Source organism: Massilia sp. WG5 (assembly GCF_001412595.2).
In the GTDB taxonomy this organism is placed as follows: Bacteria; Pseudomonadota; Gammaproteobacteria; order Burkholderiales; family Burkholderiaceae_D; genus Telluria.
In genome coordinates, this window is the sequence record NZ_CP012640.2 from 4,499,443 (window position 1) to 4,520,709 (window position 21,267).

Below are 21,267 nucleotides of genomic sequence, written 5' to 3' on the forward strand. Positions count from 1 at the left end.
CCCAGACAGAGAACACCTTCATGCAGAAGACATTAAGCAGCAGCCTTTCGCTTGTACTGAGCCTTGCAGCAGCCCTGGCCAGCGCCGGCGCCGGCGCCCGCCCGACCGCCGCCAACGCCAATGAAGCCGCGACCGCGCGCCACTACGCCGCCCTGATCGCAGGCAGCGAACCGAAGACGGCCGAGCTGACCATGTTCTTCACCCAGATGCCGAAGGGCGGGGACCTGCACCACCATTACTCCGGCGCGCTGTATGCCGAGACCTATGTCGACTTCCTCGACAAGCAGGGCTACTGCGTCAACAAGCAGACCTACCGCATCGAGACCGACAAGGCGGTGGTCGACGCCGAGCGCGCCAAGCCGGCGAAAGAGCGCACCTGCCTGGGCACCGCCGAGGTCTACGCCGACGACTTCACCTACCGCGAGCTGCTGCAGCGCTGGTCGAGCAAGGATTTCTACAACCACGGCGCGATCCAGGCGCCGCCGGACCGCCAGTTCTTCCAGACCTTCCTGTATTTCGGCCCGGTCTCGAACGCCAACTTCCACGAAGGCCTGGCCGAGATCAAGGAGCGCGCGATCCGCGAGAACGTCAGCTACATCGAGACCATGTTCAAGCTGTCGCCCTTCGTCGCCAACAAGGACTTCGACGCCCAGGCCTGGAAAAACGTGCACGACGATGCCGCCTTCGAGGCGCAGATGCGCGCCTGGATGTCCCAGCTCGACCAGGATCCGAAGTTCAACCAGTCGATTGCCGACTTCGTGGCCAGGATCGACGAGGCCTCGGCCGGCATCGACGACGAGCGCTTCACCATGCGCTACCAGACCTATGTGCTGCGCCTGCTGAATCCGTCCCAGGTGTTTTCCTCGATGCTGTCCGGCTTCAAGGCCGCCAGCAAGGACAGCAAGATCGTCGGCGTCAACATCGTCGGGCAGGAGAGCCAGATGGTGTCGATGCGCGACTACACCCTGCACATGAAGATGTTCCGCTTCCTGAAGTCGGTCTACCCGAAGGTCAAGGTGGCGCTGCATGCCGGCGAGCTGGCCCTGGGCGACGTCCCGCCGGAAGACCTGCAGTACCACATCGACCAGGCCGTGAACCTGGCCGGCGCCGACCGCATCGGCCACGGCATCGACCTGGCCCACGAGAGCAATGCCGTGGCCATCATGAAGCGCATGCGCGAGAAGGACATTCCGGTCGAGATCAACCTGACCTCGAACGATTTCATCGAAGGCGTGAAAGGCGAGAACCACCCGGTCACCCTGTACCGCAAATATGGCGTGCCGTATGTGATCTCGACCGACGACGCCGGCGTCACCCGCCACAACCTGGCCAACGAGTACGTGCTGTTCGCCAGCCGCTACAAGCCGGGCTATGCGGAGATCAAGAAGGCCTCGTATGACAGCATCCGCTATTCCTTCCTGGATGCGGCCGAAAAGGCGCGCCTGAGCAAGCAGCTCGATGAGCGTTTCGCGAAATTCGAGGCGGAGATCGCGGGCCTGGATAAAGCCAGCGCAGCCCTTAAACGCTGAGTTTCAGTCAGCTTTCAAATCGTCGTCCCCGCGCAGGCGGGGATCCAAGTACTGCTGGCGCTATCGAAACGCTCGCAAACTTGGGTCCTCGCCTGCGCGGGGACGACGTCGTTTAAGTGTCGTATTTATGCGGCTAAATTGCATATGCTTATGCTATGGATGTGGTCAACTCGCTACATTTTTCACGCTTTCTTGATGGGTTTGCTCAAAAAACAAGCGAAACGATTTTTCTGCAGAAACCCTCCCTTATAATCCGGCCGTCAATGGACATAGTGCAATGCACAAGGGAAATGATCATTTGCGAGTGATTTTCTGATGAATTTATATGAGTTTTGTATAAATTCTTAACGGAAATCATATTTGCCAGGCCTAAGAGCCTCATGCATGATCGGATCAGGATGGTTTTTTAACAAGTTCATCCTCTGATTGAACAGGTAAACGCGCGACAAATTTGTCGTTCTGTCATCAATCTGAAACGTCCATTCTCTACACTGCCGTGTCGATCTCGGGGCACTTCCCCAAGAATTTGTGCAGAATCAAAGCTGCTGTTGTCGTACTTACAATAACACTCTAGGGAGTTTGTAATGCAATCCGTTTTAAATCAACAACCTGTGCTGCGCTTGAGCGCAATCGCTCTCGCATGCCAACTGGCATGCTTCGCGGTCGCGGCCAACGCCCAAACTTCGACGCAGCAGAAGACTGATGCCGACGCAGGCCAGACCCGTGAAGTCGTCATCACCGGCAAGAAGATTGGTATGGGTTTGATGGTCACTGAGGATGCGCCGAAGGCACGTTCGACCATCACGGCAGAGGAACTGGAAAAGCAGCGTCCGACCGGCAACGCGTACGAAGCACTCGAGATGCTGCCGTCGGTGAACAGCTACAACTACGACGCGACCGGCCTGTTCGGTGGCGGCCTGAGCCTGCGCGGCTTCAACAGCGACCAGATCGGCGCGACCATCAATGGCGTGCCGGTCAACGACTCGGGTAACTTCGCCGTCTACCCGCAGGAATATGTCGATCAGGAAAACACCTGCTCGGAATTCGTGACCCAGGGCTCGACCGACGTCGACTCGCCGCAAGTGGGCGCCTCGGGCGGTAACTTCGGCATCGTCACCTGCAAGCCGGAAGACAAGCAGCGCGTACGCGTGATGCAGACCTTCGGCCAGCTGAACATGCGCAAGTCCTTCGTGCGCTACGACACCGGCCTGCTCTCGGACAAGCGTTCGAAAGCATTCATTTCGTACTCGGCAGCCGACGCCGACAAGTGGAAGGGTGAAGGCTCGGCGCACCGCGAGCACATCGATGCCGGCTTCAACTACGACTGGGACCGCTTCAACTACATCCACGCGACCCTGCTGTGGAACCGCGCGGTCAACAACAGCATCAACAACCTGACGCTGGCCGAAATCAACAAGAACGGTTACTACTACGACACGTCGCCCACCTTCGTCGGTCACCTGACCCCGGTCAACGGCACCGTGCAGAAGGAATCGACCCAGACGCCGCCTTATTACGGCCTGTACAACAACCCGTTCAAGAACGGCATCTTCTCGGCCATCGCGAAATTCCGCATCACCGATAACACCGACATCAAGATCGTGCCTTACTACTGGTACGGCTTCGGCAACGGCGGCATCCAGCAGAAGGCCATGTCCGAGACCGGCTTCTACAACAAGGCCACCGGCAAGAACAACGCTGCGGTCGACCTGAACGGCGACGGCGACACCCTCGACACCGTCCTGATGGCGAATGCCTCGGTCACGCATACCAAGCGTCCGGGCGTGACCACCTCGGTCATCCACCACCTGGGCAACCACGAAATCCTGGCCGGTTTCTGGTACGAGCGTGCAAACCACCAGCAGACCGGCCCGATGGTCCCGGTCTCGAACTACGGCGGCTACGACGTCTGGCTGCAGGAAAACGCGATTCGCCGTCCGGACGGTACCTTCTACGAGAGCCGCGACAACCGCACCATCTCGACCGCTTACCAGCTGTTCCTGCAGGACACCATCAGCCTGCTCGACGACAAGGCCTCGATCAACATCGGCGTGCGTAACCCGCACGTCAAGCGCGACGTGACCAACTTCGCCAGCGAAGCCAATACCGTCGGCACCTACCAGATCGCTCGTAGCTACACGACGCCGCTGCCGCAGTTCGGCGCGCGCTATCGCATCACCAACGACGACCAGATCTTCATGAGCATCGCCAAGAACATGAAGGCGCCGCCGAACTTCGTGTTCTCGAACCTGAACACCAACGTTCGCGTCATCAACGGCGTGCCGACGCTGAGCGGCGACGTGTCTGCGGAAACCTCGTGGAACACCGACGTCGGCTACCGTCACCAGGACAGCAAGTACATCGCTACCCTGACCGTGTTCGGCGTGGACTTCAAGAACCGCCAGGTCAGCTACTTCGACCCGGTCAACAACGCCTCGTTCTACACCAACGCTGGCAGCGTGAAGTCCAAGGGTTTCGAGATCGAAGCGAACAACATGCCGATCAACGGCTGGTCGCTGTACGGCTCGTTCGGCTACCTGAAGACCGAAGTTCAGGACAACATCAAGCTGAACGTGCCTGCCAACTCCGGTCTGACCGGTATCCTGCCGACCGCCGGCCTGAGCCTGCCGGGTTCGCCGCGCCTGAAGGGCGGCCTGTCGCTCGAGTACTCGCAGAACGCCTTCTGGGCACGTCTGAAGGCCAAGGCGACCAGCAAGCAGGAGTCGACCTTTGCTCACGACGAACCGGCTGCGCCTGGCTACACCCTCTTCGGTTTCGACGGCGGCTACACCTTCGCGAATTACGGCTTGCTCAAGCGTCCGAAGCTGACCTTCAACGTCAGCAACATCACCAACAAGCAGTACCGCAATCCGGGTTCCGGCATCCCGAACTCGAACCCGATCCCGGGTGTTACCAACACCACCAGCGCACTGCGTTACTACCTCGGCGCACCGCGCTTTGCATCGGTCACCTTCTCGGTCGACATCTGATGTGAGGCTTGCGCCGGACGCGGCAGTTGAGCGTCTGGCGCAGTTCGCCGATAATGAAACAGGCCTTCGGGCCTGTTTTTTTTGATCCCTGCATTCGTATTGACATCCACATGGCCCTTCGTCTTCACACCGCAGCCCTGACCGTCGCGTTCACCTACCTGGCCGCCGGCTGCGCCACTGCCCCGCATCCGGCCTCCAGCCCTGTCGAACTCAATCTCGTCGCCATCAACGATTTCCACGGCAACCTGGAGCCCAGCAAGTACAACTGGGCGCCCGCGGGCAGCGACAAGAAACAAACCATCCAGGCCGGCGGCATCGACGTCTTGATGGGCGCGCTGGACGCCTTCCGCAAGGAAGACAAGGACCTGCTGTTCGTCGCCGCCGGCGACCTGGTCGGCGCCAGTCCGGCCATGTCCTCGATGTTCGCGGACGAGCCCAGCATCGAAGCGATGAACAGGATGGGCCTGGTCGCCAGCTCGCTCGGCAACCATGAGTTCGACCAGGGCAGCAAGGAACTGCTGCGCCAGCAGCACGGCGGCTGCGACTCGCCGCGTCCGGGCAAGGCCTGCCAGCTGTCGAAGGACTTCCGCGGCGCCGGTTTTACCTACCTCGCCACCAACGTGGTCGACGCACAGACCGGCAAGAACCTGGTGCCGGGCTGGCGCATCGTCGACGTCAAGGGCGTCAAGGTCGGCCTGGTCGGCGCGGTGCTGAAGGACACGCCGTCGGTGGCGGTGGCCTCGGCCATCAAGGGCCTGTCCTTCCTCGACGAAGCGGACTCGATCAACAAGTCCATTCCCGACATGCGCGCCCAGGGCGCCCAGGTGTTCGTGGTCCTGATCCACGAGGGCGGCCATACCGGCGAGCCCTATGACAAAACATATTGCGACGGCCTGCAGGGACCGATCGTCGGCATCGTCAGGAAGCTCGATCCGGCGATCCGCCTGGTCATCACCGGCCACTCGCACAAGGGTTACCTGTGCAAGGTCGACGGTCGCGTGGTCACCCAGGCCGACGCCGCGGGCCACCTGCTGTCGCGCATCAAAATGACCGTGGAGCCGGACAGCGGCCGCGTCGACGACATCCAGGTCCGCAACGTGGTGATGACGCCGCAGGCGTTTACGCCGGACGCGCAGATGGCTGCCTACCTGCGCGACGTGCGCGCGCGCAGCACCGCGGAACTGGCGAAGCCGGTCGCGCGCATCGCCGCTGCAAGCGTGCCGCGCAAGGAAAGCGAAGCGGGCGAGTCGCCGCTGGGCGACGTGATCGCCGACGCCGTGGTGGCCGCCACGCGCGGGCAGGGCGTCCAGCTCGGCTTCATGAATCCGGGCGGCATCCGCAAGGACCTGGAAGCGGGCGAGGGTGGAGTGGTCAGCTTCGGCCAGGCCCAGGCCGTTCTCCCCTTCGGCAATACCCTGGTGGTGCTGGACATCACGGGCGCCCAGCTGCGCACCATGCTCGAACAGCAGTGGGACCGCCCCGGCAACGACCGCTACACGCTGCAGGTGTCGAGCGGCCTGTCCTATGCCTGGGACAGCACCCGTCCGGTCGGCCAGCGCCTGGTGCCGGGCAGCCTGAAGGTGGACGGCAAGCCGGTCGACGAGGGCAGGACCTACCGCATCGTGGCCAACAACTTCCTGGCCGACGGCGGCGACAACTTCCCGGTGCTGGCCAAGGGCATCAACCGCCAGGACACCGGCATGCGCGACCTCGACGCCCTGGTCGCCTACCTGAAACAACATCCTGAGATCGGCGCATCCTCGCTGGCCGCGCCGCAGGCCCGTATCAACAAGGTGCGCTGAAACGCACATGTCCCGACAAGGAACCATCATGAAGAAACTCGCTTGTGTACTCGCGCTGGCAGGCGCCTTCGCCTCGGCGAATGCGCTCGCCTGGGGCAACGACGGCCACCGCGCGGTCGGCGCCATCGCCGATAAACTGATCAAGGGCAGCAAGGCCGAACAGCAGGTCAAGGCCATCCTGCTGCCGGGCGAAACCCTGGAATCGGTCGCCACCTGGCCGGACTGCGTGAAGGGCAACTGGTGCGGCCCGCAGACCCCCGACATGGTCGAGTACGTAAACGCCAACCCGAAGCACAGCGAGTACCACTACACCGACGTGCCGTTCCAGCTGGACCACTACCATGACGGCGCGGCCGGCACCGCCGACGACGACATCGTGCAGACCCTGAAGCAGGCGATCGCCGTCCTGCAGGGCAAGGACACCCCGGCCACCAACCCGCACAAGTTCACCCCGCGCCAGGCCCTGATCCTGATCACCCACATGACCGGCGACATCCACCAGCCGCTGCACGTGGGCGCCGCCTTCGTCAACAAGGACGGCAAGTTCGTGGTGCCGAAGACCAAGGCCGAGATCGACGAGACCGCCGTCTTCGATTCGCGCGGCGGCAATAATTTCCTGATGGACGACGAGAAGCTCACCGGCCTGGTCGCCAAGCTGTCCGACGTCATCCCGCAGGAAGAGGCGAAGCCGATCAAGGAAGGCGTGCCGAAGGCGCTGACCAAGCCCTTCCACTCCTACTGGGACAGCACCACCGTCAACTACGCCTTCCGCCGCATCCGCACCAGGACCCCGGACCAGTTCGCGCAGGCCGCGATCGACGGCAAGCCGGTGATCGCTTCCGCCACGGGCGCGCTGGCGACCTGGCCCTACCAATGGGCGGACGATGCGCTGGCGGTGTCGAAGCAGGCCTTCGACGGCGTCACCGTCGGCAAGATCACCCAGCAGACCAGCAAGAAGGGCGAGACCTATTACACCTGGAACCTGGAAGTGCCGCAGAACTACCCGGTGCCGAGCTCGGCGATCGCCAAGACCCAGCTGATCAAGGGCGGGTATCACCTGGCGCAGCTGCTGCAGGCAATTTACCAATAATGTTCGCGTGGGGTGATTGATGCCGGGGGCATCGATCACGTGCCCACGCGATGCGACGCTTGCGCCACCTGCTCATGCGCGCCGCTAGAATGGCGCCATGCGCACATACTCCTACCTCACCCTCGCGGCCGCCAGCCTGCTGCCCGCCCTCGCTTCCGCCCAGGCCCGGCCCCCCGAGCGCGACTTGCCGCTCTGGGAAGCCGGCATCGGCGCCGCCGCCTTCAGCACGCCAGCCTACCCGGGCGCGGACGATCGCTCGAACCGCGGCCTGGTCCTGCCTTACCTGATCTACCGCGGCAAGGTCTTCCGCGCCGACCAGAACGGCATCGGCGCGCGCCTGCTGAATACCGACAAGCTCGAATTCGACGTCGGCTTCGCCGGTTCCTTGCCCGCGCATTCGAACGACGTCGACGCGCGGCGCGGCATGCCGGACCTCGGCACCCTGGTCGAATTCGGCCCGCGCGTGAAGTACAAGTTCGCCGACCTGGGCGAGCGGGGACGGCTGCGCTTCGAGCTGCCGCTGCGCGCCGTGATCGAGGCGAGGAGCGGGCTTCGGCGCCAGGGCTGGACCATGGAGCCGCGCCTGGTATGGGAGAAGCGGGGGGAAGCGGCGCGCTGGACCATGGAAGCCCAGTTGGGCGCCGTGTTCGGCGACGGCCGCATCAACCGCTATTTCTATGAAGTGCAGCCGCAGTATGCGACCGCCGAGCGGCCGGCCTACCACGCGGACAGCGGCCTGATGCTGGTGCGTACGGGGCTGTTCGGCACCTACAAGCTGAACCCGGACCTGCGCCTGTTCGGCTTCGTGCGCTATGAAACGTATGCGGGGGCGGCGAACCGGGACAGTCCGCTGATGAAACGCTCGACGGGAACGTCAGCGGGAATAGGTCTTGCGTGGACCTTCGCGCGCTCGGCGGAGCGAGCGCGCGCGGCTGAATGATCAGCGGGATTTGACGAATGGCTTGCCGATCGCCTTCGGCGCCACCGACTTAGCCATCAGGCCGGCCAGCACGACGACGGTCACGACATACGGGATCATCTGGACCAGCGAGCCCGGGATGCTGCCGATCACCGGCAGGTCGACGCCTTCGAGCTGGATCTGGATCGCGCCGAACATGCCGAACATCAGGCAGCCCAGCACCGTGTGCAGCGGACGCCAGTTGCCGAACACGAGGGTCGTCAGCGCCAGGTAGCCGGCGCCGGCCGACATGTCGCGCAGGAAGAAGCCGCTCTGGACGATGGCCAGGTAGGCCCCCGAGAACGAGCACAGCACGCCGGCCACCAGCATCGCCGCGTAGCGGGTGCGCTCGACCGAGACGCCGGCGGCGTCGGCGGCGTGCGGGTTCTCTCCGCAGGCGCGCAGGCGCAGGCCGAAGCGGCTGTGGTAGAGCACCCAGTGCACGATGGGGACCAGCAGGAAGGCCAGGTACACCAGCGCCGACTGGCCGCCGATCACGTGGCCGTACAGCCAGCCGATCACCGGGATCTTGTCCAGCGCATCGGTGCCGGGCAGGATGATGTCGAACAGGCGCGCCTCGCGCAGGTCCGGGGTGCGGCCGCCTTCATGGAAGAAGAACTGCGCCAGCACGAAGGTCAGGCCGCTCATGGCGATGTTGATCGCGATGCCGCACACCAGCTGGTTGCCCTTCTGGGTGATCGAGACGAAGGCCTGGACCATGGCCAGCGCGACCGACACGGCGATGCCGGCCAGAATGCCGAGCCACGGATTCTGCGTGACGTAGGCGACCGACGCCGAGACGAAGGCCGAGGCCAGGATCTTGCCTTCGAGGCCGATGTCGACCACGCCGGAGCGTTCGGCGAACAGGCCGGCCATGGCGGCGAACATCAGCACCGGCGCGTTGCGGATCGTGGAGACCACGATGCTGGCGATGTGAAAGTCTTCCATTTATGCTTCCTTGCTGGTGCGGTTCAGGTTGATCAGTTTCAGCAGCGCCGGCGCGTAGAAGTTTTCCATTGCGCCGCAGAAGAGGATGATCAGGCCCTGGATGAAGATGAAGGTCTCCTGCGGGATGTTCGGCTTCACGAGCGACAGGTCGAAGCCGCCCTGAATCAGCGCGCCGAACAGCACCGACGAGAAGAAGATGCCGACCGGGTGCTGGCGGCCCATCAGCGCGATCGCGATGCCGACGAAGCCGGCGCCGGCCGGGAAGTTCAGCGACAGGTAATGGGTCGAGCCCATCACCGAGTTGACCGCGCCGAGGCCGGCCAGGGCGCCCGACACCAGCATGGTGACGATGATCATGCGGTCGATCTTCACGCCGGCATAGTGGGCGGCGTGGGCGTTCAAGCCGGTCGCGCGCAGCTTGTAGCCCCACGAGGAGCGCCACACCATCACGCCGTACAGGACCAGGGCGGCGATCGCCAGCAGGAAGCTGATGTTCAGCGGGGTGTCGCCGAACACCGGGAACAGCTTGTTCAGCAGCGGCAGGGCGGCGCTGTCGGCGAACACGCGCGAGGCCGGGTTCTGCTGGCCTTCCGGGATCATCTTCAGGATCACGTAGTTCATCAGGCTGGCGGCGATGAAGTTGAACATGATGGTCGTGACCACCACGTGGCTGCCGCGCTTGGCCTGCAGGTAGCCGGGCAGGAAGGACCACAGCGCGCCGAACAGCGCGGCGCCTCCCATCGCGACCGGGATCATCAGCCAGCCGGGCAGGTGCGCATCGAAGGCCAGCACGGCCAGCGTCAGGCCGAGGCCGCCGACATACATCTGGCCTTCGGCGCCGATGTTGAACAGGCCGGCCTGCATCGCGATCGACACCGCCAGGCCGGCGAAGATGAAGGTCGAGGCGTAGAACAGGGTATAGCCCAGGCCTTCCGGATCGAGGATGGCGCTGTCGACCAGGATGCGCAGCGATTCCGACGGGCTTTCGCCGAGCAGGTGGATCACCAGTCCCGCCACCAGCAGCGCCGACAGCAGGTTCAGGATGGGCAGGGCGAAACCGGTCGCCCAGCGTGGGAGTTCAGTCTTTTTCATGTCAACTCAGTTTCGTCGGACTTGTGCAAGCCGCCCATCAAGAGGCCGATGCGGGTGGTGTCGAATTCGTCGATCGGCAGGATGCCGGTGATGCGCCCGCCCGACATCACGAGGATGCGGTCGGCCAGCGCGCGCACCTCTTCCAGCTCCACGGAGGAGAGCAGGATCGCCACGCCCTCGTCGCGCAGGCGCAGCAGCTGGGTGTGGATGCTCTCGATGGTGCCGATGTCGACGCCGCGGGTCGGCTGCCCGACCAGCATCATCTTCGGATGGGCCGCGACTTCGCGTGCGATCACGACCTTCTGCTGGTTACCGCCCGAGAGCAGGCCGATGCGCAGGTCCGGATTGTTCGGGCGGACGTCGAAGGCCTGCATCAGGCCGGCGCAGCGCTGCGCGATCTTCTTGAAGTCGAACAGGCCCCAGCGGTTCTTGACGCGATCCTGGTAGCCGAACACGGTGTTCTGCATGACCGAGAAATCCTTGATCACGCCGTCGCGCAGGCGGTCTTCCGGCACGTGGCCGATGCCGAGGTCGCGGAAGGTGGCGGGCAGGCCGTCGGCGTTCGCGCGGTCCGCGTAGGGCAGGTCGCGGCCGAGGAACTCCACTTTGCCGGAACTCGGCAGGCGCATGCCGGACAGGATCTCGAGCAGCTCGCTCTGGCCGTTGCCGGACACGCCCGCGATCGCCACGACCTCGCCTGCGCGCAGGGTGAAGTTGATGTCCGAGAGCAGGGCGACGCCGTTTTTGTCCTTCAGCTGCAGGTTCGAGACCTTCAGCACCTCGGCGCCCGGCTTGTAGGGCGCGCGCGGCAGCTCGCTCTGGATCGGACGGCCGACCATCATATTGGCCAGCTGCTCCTTCGAGGTCTCCGCGGTCCTGACGGCGCCGACCACCCGGCCGGCGCGCATGACCGTCACCTCGTCGGTGATGTCCATGATCTCCTGCAGCTTGTGGGTGATCAGGATGATGGTCTTGCCCTGGTCCTTGAACAGCCGCAGGATCTGGAACAGCGACGCGGTTTCCTGGGCGGTCAGGACGGCGGTCGGCTCGTCCAGGATCAGGATGTTGGCGCTGCGGTAGATCTGCTTGAGGATCTCGACGCGCTGCTGGGCGCCCACGGAGAGGTCGTGGACGGTGGCGAGCGGGTCGACGTCGAGGCGGTAGCGCGCGCAGATCTCGCGCAGTTTCGCTTCGACCTCGCCGCGCGTGGCGGCCAGCTTGAAGCTCCCCTCGTTGCCGAGCATGACGTTGTCGAGCACGGTCATGTTCTCGACCAGCATGAAGTGCTGGTGGACCATGCCGATGCCGAGCGCAATGGCCTCGTGACTGGTGCGGATGTCGCGCGCCTGGCCGTCGATCAGGACCTGGCCGCTGTCGGCGTTGTAATAGCCATACAGGATGCTCATCAGGGTCGACTTGCCGGCGCCGTTTTCGCCGATCACGCCGTGAATCGAGCCTTTGGCGATCGAGAAGCTGACCTCGGCATTCGCCTTGACCGCCCCGAAGGCTTTGCTAATGTTGCGGAATTCTACGGCTGGCTGCATAGCGATCCGTTTTCGGTAGACAAAGTAATTATGGAAAACATTCATTCAAAAGCGCGCCGCGCCGGATCAAGCCGGCGCGGCGCGCTTCATCGGTAAAACAAAAATGCGGTCGAAACCTGTGGCCTATTGCGGGCAGGAACCGGCCGCGCGATAGTCGACGACCTTGATCTTTCCGCTGATGATGTCGTCCTTGGCGGCGAGCACACGCTTCTCGATTTCCGGCGTGATGACGGCCCGGTTGTACTTGTCGAGCGCCCAGTCGACGCCGCCTTCCTTCAAGCCTTCGTAAGTGATGCCAGAGGTGAACTGGCCATTCTTCGCCTTCATGAAGGCCTCGTAGGCGGCGTTGTCGACGCGCTTGACCATCGAGCTCAGCATGGTGCCCGGGTACAGGTAGTTCTGGTTCGAGTCGACGCCGATCGCCAGCTTGCCCTTTTCCTTGGCCATCTGCAGGGCGCCCATGCCGGAACCGCCGGCCACCGCGAACACGACGTCGGAGCCGCGGTCGAACTGCGCACGCGCCAGTTCGCCGCCCTTGGCCGGGTCGTTCCAGGCCGCGCTGGTGGTGCCGACCATGTTCTGCAGGATCTGAATCTTCGGCAGCACCGATTTCGCGCCCTGGGAATAACCGCAGGCGAACGCGCGGATCAGCGGGATGTCCATGCCGCCGACGAAGCTGATCGTCTTGGTCTTGGAAGCCATGGCGGCGGCCACGCCGACCAGGTAGGAGCCTTCCTGTTCCTTGAACAGCACCGAATTGACGTTCTTGCCCTGCGCGTTGCCGTCGATGATGACAAAGTGGACGTTCGGGTATTCGGCGGCGATCTTCTGCACCGGCTGGGTCTGGGAAAAGCCGATCGACACGATCAGGCTCAGCTTCTTGCGCGCGAGCGCGCGCAGCACCTGCTCGGCCTGGGTGTCATAGTTGGCCTGGGCTTCAAACACCTTGACGCCGGTTTCCTTCATGAAGCGCGTCACGCCTTCGGCCGCCGACTGATTGAAGGACTTGTCGAACTTGCCGCCGGCGTCGTAGACGATCGCCAGCTTGGCCCCGGCGATGTCGGCCGAGGCGCTGGCGCTCACGCAGAGCGCCGCGATCGTCATACTGAGTTGCTTGAATTTCATCTATTCTTCCTGAATCCTCTACATGGGAAGACCGGCACAAGCCTGCCGCTGGGCGGCAATGCAAGGACCAGCCATCCGAGGCGTATTCGTTCCTGTGGTGTCGATGTCGATCGTGGCCGAGGCCGGTGGGCGTGCCTGCGCGTCATGGCAGCAGGCAGAACCGGGAAGTCGACCACGATGCTGCGCATTGTCTCCGCACCCTGGCGTTTAACTATGCATCAGACGTTTATCTGTGGCAAATACGATTTTACTTCGCAATTTATTTAGTGGAAATATAAATAGTGCCACTTTTCAGTGGTTTCCTACAGAAAACCACAGGTCTTGACGCGCGCGTAATGACAGGAAAGGCTTATTTATGGACCAGCGGAAGCTCGCTCGAAAGCGGCGCCGCCAGCACGGCCAGTGCCGGGCCGACGCCGATGGCGGGCACGACGATCGGATCGGCGGGGACGGGAAGGAGGGGCGCCGGCGCGCCGTCGATGGCGACCGAGGCGATGAGCGGCGCAGGAATCGGGGCCGACGATGCGGCGCTGGCCGGCAGCGCATCGGCCCCGGGGCTGCCCGCCGCCGCGGCTTCGGCCAGCGGCTTGCCGAACTGGGAGCGCAGGAAGGCCGCGATGCGGTTCTGGGTGCCTTCCAGATAGGGGATGTTCATGTGGTCCGACTCGGGCACGATGTCGTCGCCGCACAACTGGGCCAGCTTGGCCACCAGCTGGTCGGTGTGCGAATGCGGGACCACGTCGTCGCTGGCGGCGCGCAGCACATAGGTCGGCGCCTTCAGGGCCGGGGCATATTTGATCGACTCGAAGCGGTGGCGCAGCATGTACTCGATCGGCATCACGCGGAACTTGCGCTTGGCGATCGCCAGGATCGAGTCGTAGGGCGTGACCAGGACCACCGAGTGCACCGGGCGCTCCTTCGCCACCTGCACGGCGACGCCGGAGCCCAGGCTGCGGCCGACCACCGCGATGCGGCGCGCATCCACGTGGGCGCGCGACGCCATCCAGTCGAACAGCATGCAGCCGTCTTCGACCATGTGGATCTCGGCCGGATCGCCATGGGATTCACCGTAGCCGCGGTAGTTCACTGCCAGCACGGCCATGTCGGGAAACAGCTTGCCGGCATCGCGCACCACCCAGGAGACTTCTTCGGAACGGCCGCCGAAATACACGACGGCCGGATGCGGACCCGGAATCTTCGGCGTCATCAGCCAGCCGCAGAGGCGGGTGCCGTCGGCGGCGCGCAGCACCACGGGGCGGGTGCGGTGGCCGCTGCTGCGCGGGCTTTGCACTTCGCGCTCGACGGTCGGATTGAACACCAGGCGGCGCTGGTTCGCCGCGACCGCGGCCGTCAGGCCCAGCCACAGCATGCTGGCAAAGCCAGCCATTCCTGCCGCTACTTTTTTCCGAGTGTCCATGGTTACTAGTCTAGCTCTATCATCTTCAGGATTCTGTGCGCTGCTGTACAAAGCCGGGAAGGCTTGACGCAAAGCTGCGCGCACGTTGCCATGGCGCAACAATAACATGGCGGGCGGAAAGCTGCAGGGGCCGCCTAGGCAGCGTCCTGGGCGACCGTCTGATAGCGGACGCGCTGGATGGGCAGCAGTCTTGGCGGCGTCGCGCAATTGCAGGCGCACAGGTCGTTTTCCAGCGCGACCAGCCGGCCGTCATGGCGCTCCGGCGTGCGCGGTCCGGTGCAGACGATGGCGCCGGTGGCGCCGCAGCCATGGCAGCTGACTTCATCGCCTTCGAGCGCGATGCGGGCGCCGTCGATCGACATGGCGCTCGAGGCCGAGGTGACGACGCCGTCTGCCGTCGTGCGGGCGCCCAGGGTGATGTGATGCCGTCTCATGGCGGCCATGTTGCCATCGCCATGCCCGCCCACATTGGGATCGGTTAAGATGCCGGGGTCTTGTCGAATTCATAGCAAAGGAGACCTTCGTGCACTACCTGCTGATGTATGAACTGGCGCCCGACTACCTGGCGCGCCGCGGCGAATTCCGGACTCCGCACCTGAAGCTGGCCTGGGAAGCCGAGCAGCGCGGCGAGCTCGTGCTCGCCGGCGCCCTGGCCGATCCGGCCGACACCGCCGTCCTGCTGTTCACCGGCGACTCCCCGGAAGCCGCCGAGCGCTTCGCCAAAGCCGATCCTTACGTTACCGAGGGCCTGGTGACGAGCTGGCGCGTGCGTCCGTGGACCACCGTCATCGGCAGGGACGCAGCGACGCCGTTACGGAGCGCCTGAAAAACCCTCATGGCTGCGTTGCATCGTCTCGCCGTACTGGCGTACTGTCTTTGTGGTCCGCCACCGCGGCGATGCGCCTTGCCCTGAGGGTTTGTCAGACGCTCCCTTATTTACTTGGCCGCCAGCAGCTTCACGACGATGTTGTGGGTCGTGAGCGCGAACGAGCCGTCCGGCGCGCGCGCGATGCCGATCGGGCGGTCGAGGCCGCCGGGCAGGGCGCCCAGCACGATGCCCTGCTGGCCCGGCACGCCCGCCACCGTGCTGGTCACGTTGTCGAGGTTGATCCTGCGGACGGTGGCGTTGCCGGTGTCCGCGATATACAGGTCGTTGCCCTCGACGGCGATGCCGCTCGGGGCGCACAGCCGCGACACGCTGGTGCTGCCGTCCACCGAACCGCACTGGCCGGCCTGGCCCGCCAGGGTCGAGACCTCGCCCTTGGCGCTGATCATGCGGATGGTCGAGTTGCCGGTGTCGACCACGTACACATTCCCCCATTCGTCGACGCCCACGTCCTGCGGATTGCAGAAGCGCGCCACGTCGCCGCGCCCGTTCGCGCTGCCGCACACGCCGGGCGCTCCGGCCACGGTGCTGACCTTGCCGCTGGGATCGATGCGGCGCACCGTGTGGTTGCCGGTGTCCGCGATCCACAGGTTGCCCCAGCGGTCCAGGGCGATGCCTTTCGGATTGCAGAACTGGGCGGAGGTGGAGTTGCCGTCGCTGCTGCCGCAGGTGCCGTTGCCGGCCAGCGTGAGGACCGTGCCCGAGGCCGTAAGCTTGCGCACCACCGAGTTGCCGGTGTCGGTCACGTAGAGGTTGCCCGCGGTATCGGTTTCGATGCGCGTCGGCTGGTTGAAGCGCGCCGCGCCGCCGTTGCCGTCCGCATAGCCGACCGCGTTGCTGGCGCCCGCCAGGGTGGTGACGACGCCCTGCGGCGTGAGCTTGCGGATCGTCGCGCTGGCCGGTTCCGCCACGTACAGGTTGCCGGCGCTGTCGGCGACGATGCCTTCCGGGGCCTTGAAGCGCGCCGCCGGCCCGGTGCCGTCCTTCGACCCCGAACAGACGCCGCAGACGTCGCCCGCGATGGGATACAGGCCGGTGGCGCCCTGCGGGTGATCGGGCCAGCTTGGCCAGTCGGGGTGGTTGGGCCAGGGGTGATCGTGCCAGACGACGCCGACGCCGATGCCGACGTCGCCGCCGCAGCTGGCGAGGCCGATCGCTGCCAGCAATGGAATGCAGCGCAATAGCGGTTTCATGACAGTCTCCCTTTGATGACGCGTCGAGCATAGCGGTCGGGCCCACCTTTTTAGCATGCGCGCACTCAATACAAATAAGGCGCGTTCATGCAGTCGCCATATTGCTGACTTAAAAGCGACGTGCCCGCCGACTGCGACGATGTATCTCATCCACTCTTAAACCGGCCTCATGCTGAGGTAATATCTCCCAGCTAATAACTCAGCTGGAGACCCATGCACACTGCCGTCAACCTGTGGCCGCTGCTCGGCATCGTCGTCGTCGTCGTTGGATTTCTGCTGCGGGCGAACCCGGTGCTGGTGGTGATCGCCGCCTGCGGCGTGACCGGGGTGGCCGGCGGCCTGTCCCCCGTGCACCTGCTGGAATCGCTCGGCACGGCCTTCGTCAAGACGCGCAACCTGCCTTTGATTTTGCTGCTGCCGCTGGCCGCGATCGGCCTGCTGGAGCGCGCCGGCCTGAAGGAACATGCCCAGGCCAGCATCGCGAAGATCCGCTCCGCCACCACCGGCCGCCTGCTGACGGTCTACCTGCTGGTGCGCGAACTGGCCGCCGCCTTCGGCCTGACCAGCCTCGGCGGCCATCCGAACATGGTGCGGCCGCTGGTGGCGCCGATGGCGGAGGCCGCCGCCGAGGCGCGCGGCGTAAAGCTCGACGAAGCGATGCGCCAGCGCATCCGCGCGATGAGCGCCGCCACCGACAACGTCGGTTTGTTCTTCGGGGAGGACGTGTTCGTGGCGTTCGGCGCCATCGTGCTGATGCAGACCATCCTGCGCGCCGAAGGGCTGGAAGTCGATCCGCTGCGCATGGCGCTGTGGGGCATCCCGACCGCGGTCACGGCCTTCGTCATCCACGCCTGGAACCTGCGCCGGCTCGACGCCTGGATCCTGCGCGGCGCCGCGGGCGGAGGGCGGCCATGATCCTCGCGCTCGACGATTTCTATGTGCTGGTCGGCCTGCTGTTCGCGGCCACCGCCATCATGAACCTGCGCGACCGCAGCAACCCGCGCAGCCATGCCACGGCGCTGTTCTGGGGCCTGTACGCGCTGCTCTACCTGTTCGGTGGGCGCATGCCGGCGGCGGCCACCGGCCTGCTGATGGTCGCGATGGCGCTGGTGGCCGGCAGCGGCCTGGTCAAGGGCGGCAAGGCCCAGCTGCCGGCGGAAGAGGTACGCCGCGCCAGCGCTGCGCGCCTCGGTCACAGGCTGCTGATTCCGGCGCTGGCGATCCCGGTGGTGACGATGATCGGTTCCACCTTGCTGAAAGACGTAAGGATCGACGCCACGCCGCTGCTCGATCCGAAGAACCTGACCCTGGTGAGCATGGGCTGCGGCTCCATCGTGGCGCTGGTGCTGGCCGGCTGGCTCACGCGTTCGACCCCGCTGCAGGGCGTGCGCGAGGCGCGCCGCCTGATCGACGCCATGAGCTGGGCGGTGGTGCTGCCGCACATGCTGGCGGTGCTCGGCCTGCTGTTTTCCGAGGCCGGCGTCGGCAAGGCGGTGGCCCACATCACCACCTCCTACATCGACATGGATTCGCGCCTGGTCGCCTGCGCCGCCTTCTGCATCGGCATGGCGCTGTTCACGGTCGTGATGGGCAACGGCTTCGCCGCCTTTCCCGTGATCGCGGGCGGGATCGGGATTCCGGTACTGGTCGGGGTGTATCATGCGAATCCGGCCGTGATGGCGGCGATCGGCATGTTCAGCGCCTATTGCGGCACCCTGATGACGCCGATGGCCGCCAACTTCAACATCGTGCCGGCGGCCTTGCTCGAGCTGCACGACAAGAACGCCGTGATCAAGGCCCAGCTGCCGACCGCGCTGCCGCTGCTGCTGGCGAATATCGTCCTGTTGTACTTCCTGATGTATCGATGAAGCCATGAAAACCGTTCTGCTTACCGGATTCGAACCCTTCGACGGCGCCGCCATCAACCCGGCCTGGGAAGCCGTGCGCCTGCTGGACGGCTGGTCCGGCGATGGCTTCAGGGTGGTGGCGCGCCAGCTGCCCTGCGTGTTCGGCCGCGCCGCCGAGGCCCTGTGCGGCTTCGTCGACGAGCTCGAGCCCGACATCGCGATCGCCGTCGGCCAGGCCGGCGGCCGGCCCGAGATCTCGGTCGAACGGGTCGCCATCAACGTCGACGACGCCCGCATTCCCTGCAACGCCGGGCTGCAGCCGGTCGACGTGCCCATCGTGGCGGACGGGCCCGCAGCGTATTTCACGAACCTGCCGATCAAGGCCATGGTGGCGGCGATCCGCGAGCGCGGACTGAAGGCGGGCGTATCGCAGACCGCCGGCACCTTCGTGTGCAATCACGTGTTCTATGCGCTGATGCACCATGTGCGCGGGCAGGATCGCGGCCAGCCGATCAGGGCCGGCTTCATCCACGTGCCTTTCCTGCCGGAGCAGGCCGCGCGTCATGCGGAACCGACGCCGTCGATGGCGCTGGACGATATCGTGGCGGGGCTGCGCGTGGCGGTCGAGGTGGCGCTGGCGGTGGAGGTGGACCTGGCGCAGGCAGGCGGCGCCACCCATTGACCGTCAGCCAGCCAGGCCTTTTTGCAGGACCTCGGCCACCAGCTCGTTCATCTCGATCCCGCGCTCCTTCGCCAGGGCTTGCAGCTGCTTGACCAGGTCGCCATTGAGCTTGACCGCGAACGGGACCAGTCCCAAGGCCCGGTCACGCTCGCGCTGTTCGCGGCGGTCGGCCGGCGCCGCATCGGCAGTGCCAAAGGACGGTCCGCGCGGGCCCGCCTGGTTCATCAGCTTCTTGGCATCGTACTTCGCCAGGTCGGTTTTTTTCATCGTCTTGCTTTCATGGGTTTTCGAGAACGCATTCTAACCGCGATGCGGGCTCGCCCCATGTCGGCCTGGCCTGAGCCTTACGAGTTCCGACCGGACCGCCGCCGGCGGGCGGCGCGGCGCAGGAGCGCAGCGGCCAGCAGCCCGGCCGGCAGCAGCGCCAGCATCGGCGGCTCGTCGACCGGCGGCGGCGAGATCGCAAACTGCGTCTGGCCGGTCCACTGCCACATCGAATCGGAGATGTAGAACGGCGGCCAGTAGCCGGTTTCGCCATGCGAGACGATGCTCAGGCCGCTCACGGTCCTGGTCGAACTGAGCGTGGCGATATCCGAATAATGCGACTGAGCATCGAACGACAGCTGGCCGGTGTGCAGGTTGTAGTAGAAATCGTCGAGCCGGCACCAGGCGCCGTTGCAGCCGGTGTAGGGGTTCTCGAAATAGCTGTACGAGTTCCAGTAAAACCTGGTGAGTTCGCCGCGCTCGAGCCAGCCGTCGCCATTCGTATCGCTGCCGCTGAAAAAGCCGTCGATCCGGTAGTTGGGATTGAACTGCATGGTATCCGCGTCCTGAAAGCCGGTATAACTGAACGTCCAGGTGGGCTGGGTTTGCGCCTGCGCGGGCGCGATGAGGCAGGCACTGGCGGCGAGCAGCATGGACAGCAGGTATTTCCACATGATGAGCTCCTGCGGCCGCCGTCTCGCGGCCGTATGGACAGCCTAGACCAAAGCCGCGTCCGCCGCTATGCGCACCGGAGACTGTTGGAATCGGACCACGACAGTAAGCTCAGCCAAACGTGAACGCGAACGCGCTCGCCCCGGCGTCGAGGAAGCGGATCTCGAACAGGCGCTCCTTCACGGCGCCGGTTTGCCTGACGAGCTGGTAGAGCCGGGTCCCGGTGACGGCGCCGCTGCCGCCGGCGTCGATGTCGGCGCCGCGGTCAGGTCCGGGCGCGTGGCCGTCGATGCTGACCTGGAAGCGCACCGGCTTGCCGCCCGGCCCCGGTCCCAGCACCAGGTGCAGGTCGCGCGCATGGAAGCGGTAGACGATGCCGCCACCCGCGCCGTTCAGGCGCGCGCGCTCGGCGCCGACGGTCCAGTTGCCGGTGAGGCTCCATTCGTTCAGGCCGACGTCGGTCCTCGCATAGTCATGCGGCGCATCGCGTTCGAGGCGCTTGCCGCCGGCGACCTTCGATGCCTGCGCATAGCCGACATATGTTTCGCCGGAACCCAGGTGCGCGAGGTCGGGGGCGGACTGTTCGCCGGCAGACGGCGGCGCGACGAGCGCGCCCGTTGCGCCGCCCTTGCCGGCTTCCGCCAGCAAGGACTGGATGATGCGTTCGGTCTCCTCGTAGTGTCCTTCGCCGACGAGGCGCGCGCGCAGCCGCCCGCGCGCGTCGGCGATGTAGAACACGGGCCAGGCGTCGTTGTGGAAGGCGTTCCAGATGCGCCTGTCGCTGTCCACCGCCACCGGGTAGTCGATCATGAAACGTGCGACCGCCTGGTTGACGTTCGCGAGCTCCTTCTCGAAGTCGAACTCCGGCGTGTGGACGCCGATCACGACCAGGCCACGGTCGCGGTATTTCTGCGCCCAGGCGCGCAGGTAGGGCAGGGTGCGGATGCAGTTGATGCAGGAATAGGTCCAGAAATCGACCAGCACCACCTTGCCCTGCAGCTGCCTGCCGCCGAGCGCAGGGGAGTTCAGCCAGGTCACGGCCCCTTCCAGCGGCGGCAGCGCGCCGAGCGCGGGCAGGCCGCTGCGGTAGCCGGCGCCGGCCGCGCCGGCGGCCGGTGTCGTGGTCGAGGCGGCAGGCAGGGCGGCGCTGGCCGCAGCCGCCGCAAGCACGGCGGCGCTCAGCCAGCGTAGCGGATGGCGAAGGATGCGCGTGGAATCGAACATGGCG

Annotated in this window: 19 protein-coding genes; 9 read left to right on the forward strand and 10 right to left on the reverse strand. The window is 65.1% G+C overall.

All coding sequences use genetic code 11. The annotated features are described in order from the left end of the window. The first annotated feature begins 20 nt into the window (after nucleotides 1-20). The 5 genes from AM586_RS20120 to AM586_RS20140 all read left to right on the forward strand — a co-directional run bounded on the left by AM586_RS20120 (nucleotide 21) and on the right by AM586_RS20140 (nucleotide 8,351). Entirely contained in the window at nucleotides 21-1,529 is a 1,509-nt protein-coding gene (locus AM586_RS20120; protein ID WP_052233442.1) for an adenosine deaminase, read from the forward strand. 755 nt (nucleotides 1,530-2,284) lie between these two features. Beyond that, nucleotides 2,285-4,519 (forward strand): TonB-dependent receptor, encoded by a 2,235-nt coding sequence (locus tag AM586_RS20125; RefSeq protein ID WP_229411117.1) that lies wholly within the window; start codon nucleotides 2,285-2,287, stop codon nucleotides 4,517-4,519. A 110-nt stretch (nucleotides 4,520-4,629) separates the two neighbouring features. Then, nucleotides 4,630-6,321, forward strand: coding sequence for a bifunctional UDP-sugar hydrolase/5'-nucleotidase (locus AM586_RS20130; protein ID WP_052233440.1), 1,692 nt, complete (start codon nucleotides 4,630-4,632; stop codon nucleotides 6,319-6,321). Nucleotides 6,322-6,349: 28 nt separating this feature from the next. Further along, nucleotides 6,350-7,411, forward strand: coding sequence for a S1/P1 nuclease (locus AM586_RS20135; protein ID WP_052233439.1), 1,062 nt, complete (start codon nucleotides 6,350-6,352; stop codon nucleotides 7,409-7,411). Nucleotides 7,412-7,508: 97 nt separating this feature from the next. Next, nucleotides 7,509-8,351, forward strand: coding sequence for a MipA/OmpV family protein (locus AM586_RS20140; RefSeq protein ID WP_052233438.1), 843 nt, complete (start codon nucleotides 7,509-7,511; stop codon nucleotides 8,349-8,351). Here the strand turns inward: AM586_RS20140 and AM586_RS20145 are convergent, their stop codons facing one another. From AM586_RS20145 to AM586_RS20170, 6 genes are all read right to left on the reverse strand, one after another. Continuing rightward, entirely contained in the window at nucleotides 8,352-9,317 is a 966-nt protein-coding gene (locus AM586_RS20145) for an ABC transporter permease (protein ID WP_052233437.1), read from the reverse strand. Then, on the reverse strand, nucleotides 9,318-10,409 hold the full coding sequence (locus AM586_RS20150; RefSeq protein ID WP_052233436.1) for an ABC transporter permease: 1,092 nt from the start codon (nucleotides 10,407-10,409) through the stop codon (nucleotides 9,318-9,320). Beyond that, nucleotides 10,406-11,953: an ABC transporter ATP-binding protein gene (locus AM586_RS20155; protein ID WP_052233435.1), complete on the reverse strand. Its 1,548-nt coding sequence runs from the start codon at nucleotides 11,951-11,953 to the stop codon at nucleotides 10,406-10,408. The genes AM586_RS20150 and AM586_RS20155 overlap by 4 nt, the downstream gene beginning before the upstream one ends. A gap of 123 nt (nucleotides 11,954-12,076) precedes the next feature. Beyond that, the gene (locus tag AM586_RS20160; RefSeq protein ID WP_052233434.1) at nucleotides 12,077-13,078 is read right to left on the reverse strand and encodes a BMP family protein; all 1,002 of its coding nucleotides are present in this window, start codon (nucleotides 13,076-13,078) and stop codon (nucleotides 12,077-12,079) included. A 349-nt stretch (nucleotides 13,079-13,427) separates the two neighbouring features. After that, a complete protein-coding gene (locus tag AM586_RS20165; RefSeq protein ID WP_229412966.1) occupies nucleotides 13,428-14,465 on the reverse strand; it encodes an alpha/beta hydrolase in 1,038 nt (345 codons plus the stop codon). A 164-nt stretch (nucleotides 14,466-14,629) separates the two neighbouring features. Continuing rightward, nucleotides 14,630-14,929 (reverse strand): PAAR domain-containing protein, encoded by a 300-nt coding sequence (locus tag AM586_RS20170; protein ID WP_047824761.1) that lies wholly within the window; start codon nucleotides 14,927-14,929, stop codon nucleotides 14,630-14,632. 89 nt (nucleotides 14,930-15,018) lie between these two features. On the opposite strand from AM586_RS20170, the gene AM586_RS20175 reads away from it, so the two are divergent. Continuing rightward, on the forward strand, nucleotides 15,019-15,321 hold the full coding sequence (locus tag AM586_RS20175; protein ID WP_047824619.1) for a YciI-like protein: 303 nt from the start codon (nucleotides 15,019-15,021) through the stop codon (nucleotides 15,319-15,321). 110 nt (nucleotides 15,322-15,431) lie between these two features. Here the strand turns inward: AM586_RS20175 and AM586_RS20180 are convergent, their stop codons facing one another. Next, nucleotides 15,432-16,574, reverse strand: coding sequence for an alkaline phosphatase PhoX (locus AM586_RS20180; RefSeq protein WP_156328149.1), 1,143 nt, complete (start codon nucleotides 16,572-16,574; stop codon nucleotides 15,432-15,434). Between the two features lie 213 nt (nucleotides 16,575-16,787). Between AM586_RS20180 and AM586_RS20185 the strand changes: the two genes are divergently transcribed. Genes AM586_RS20185 through pcp form a run of 3 tightly spaced genes read left to right on the forward strand, consistent with a single transcriptional unit; the run spans nucleotide 16,788 to nucleotide 19,103 of the window. Continuing rightward, complete coding sequence (locus tag AM586_RS20185) at nucleotides 16,788-17,489, forward strand: DUF969 domain-containing protein (RefSeq protein WP_047824618.1); 702 nt, start codon at nucleotides 16,788-16,790, stop codon at nucleotides 17,487-17,489. After that, nucleotides 17,486-18,442 carry a DUF979 domain-containing protein gene (locus tag AM586_RS20190; RefSeq protein WP_047824616.1) on the forward strand — a complete coding sequence of 319 codons (957 nt, stop codon included), beginning with the start codon at nucleotides 17,486-17,488 and terminating at the stop codon, nucleotides 18,440-18,442. The genes AM586_RS20185 and AM586_RS20190 overlap by 4 nt, the downstream gene beginning before the upstream one ends. Before the next feature lie 4 nt (nucleotides 18,443-18,446). Continuing rightward, nucleotides 18,447-19,103, forward strand: a complete 657-nt coding sequence (gene pcp / locus AM586_RS20195; RefSeq protein ID WP_047824614.1) for a pyroglutamyl-peptidase I — start codon at nucleotides 18,447-18,449, stop codon at nucleotides 19,101-19,103. A gap of 3 nt (nucleotides 19,104-19,106) precedes the next feature. On the opposite strand, the gene AM586_RS20200 is transcribed toward pcp, so the two are convergent. The 3 genes from AM586_RS20200 to AM586_RS20210 form a co-directional block, all read right to left on the reverse strand. Next, nucleotides 19,107-19,370: a hypothetical protein gene (locus tag AM586_RS20200; RefSeq protein ID WP_047824612.1), complete on the reverse strand. Its 264-nt coding sequence runs from the start codon at nucleotides 19,368-19,370 to the stop codon at nucleotides 19,107-19,109. 77 nt (nucleotides 19,371-19,447) lie between these two features. Then, nucleotides 19,448-20,041 (reverse strand): hypothetical protein, encoded by a 594-nt coding sequence (locus AM586_RS20205; RefSeq protein ID WP_047824609.1) that lies wholly within the window; start codon nucleotides 20,039-20,041, stop codon nucleotides 19,448-19,450. Between the two features lie 109 nt (nucleotides 20,042-20,150). After that, a complete protein-coding gene (locus AM586_RS20210) occupies nucleotides 20,151-21,263 on the reverse strand; it encodes a thioredoxin family protein (protein WP_052233432.1) in 1,113 nt (370 codons plus the stop codon). Between the last annotated feature and the right edge of the window lie 4 nt (nucleotides 21,264-21,267).

Bases quoted from the DNA above. Each gene is read 5' to 3' on its own strand.
- AM586_RS20165 (WP_229412966.1), bottom strand. From the start codon at position 14,465: ATGGCTGGCTTTGCCAGCATGCTGTGGCTGGGCCTGACGGCCGCGGTC.
- AM586_RS20160 (WP_052233434.1), bottom strand. From the start codon at position 13,078: ATGAAATTCAAGCAACTCAGTATGACGATCGCGGCGCTCTGCGTGAGC.
- AM586_RS20190 (WP_047824616.1), top strand. From the start codon at position 17,486: ATGATCCTCGCGCTCGACGATTTCTATGTGCTGGTCGGCCTGCTGTTC.
- AM586_RS20185 (WP_047824618.1), top strand. From the start codon at position 16,788: ATGCACACTGCCGTCAACCTGTGGCCGCTGCTCGGCATCGTCGTCGTC.
- AM586_RS20145 (WP_052233437.1), bottom strand. From the start codon at position 9,317: ATGGAAGACTTTCACATCGCCAGCATCGTGGTCTCCACGATCCGCAAC.
- AM586_RS20180 (WP_156328149.1), bottom strand. From the start codon at position 16,574: ATGAAACCGCTATTGCGCTGCATTCCATTGCTGGCAGCGATCGGCCTC.
- pcp (WP_047824614.1), top strand. From the start codon at position 18,447: ATGAAAACCGTTCTGCTTACCGGATTCGAACCCTTCGACGGCGCCGCC.
- AM586_RS20200 (WP_047824612.1), bottom strand. From the start codon at position 19,370: ATGAAAAAAACCGACCTGGCGAAGTACGATGCCAAGAAGCTGATGAAC.
- AM586_RS20135 (WP_052233439.1), top strand. From the start codon at position 6,350: ATGAAGAAACTCGCTTGTGTACTCGCGCTGGCAGGCGCCTTCGCCTCG.
- AM586_RS20170 (WP_047824761.1), bottom strand. From the start codon at position 14,929: ATGAGACGGCATCACATCACCCTGGGCGCCCGCACGACGGCAGACGGC.
- AM586_RS20155 (WP_052233435.1), bottom strand. From the start codon at position 11,953: ATGCAGCCAGCCGTAGAATTCCGCAACATTAGCAAAGCCTTCGGGGCG.
- AM586_RS20205 (WP_047824609.1), bottom strand. From the start codon at position 20,041: ATGTGGAAATACCTGCTGTCCATGCTGCTCGCCGCCAGTGCCTGCCTC.
- AM586_RS20120 (WP_052233442.1), top strand. From the start codon at position 21: ATGCAGAAGACATTAAGCAGCAGCCTTTCGCTTGTACTGAGCCTTGCA.
- AM586_RS20210 (WP_052233432.1), bottom strand. From the start codon at position 21,263: ATGTTCGATTCCACGCGCATCCTTCGCCATCCGCTACGCTGGCTGAGC.
- AM586_RS20150 (WP_052233436.1), bottom strand. From the start codon at position 10,409: ATGAAAAAGACTGAACTCCCACGCTGGGCGACCGGTTTCGCCCTGCCC.
- AM586_RS20130 (WP_052233440.1), top strand. From the start codon at position 4,630: ATGGCCCTTCGTCTTCACACCGCAGCCCTGACCGTCGCGTTCACCTAC.
- AM586_RS20125 (WP_229411117.1), top strand. From the start codon at position 2,285: ATGGGTTTGATGGTCACTGAGGATGCGCCGAAGGCACGTTCGACCATC.
- AM586_RS20140 (WP_052233438.1), top strand. From the start codon at position 7,509: ATGCGCACATACTCCTACCTCACCCTCGCGGCCGCCAGCCTGCTGCCC.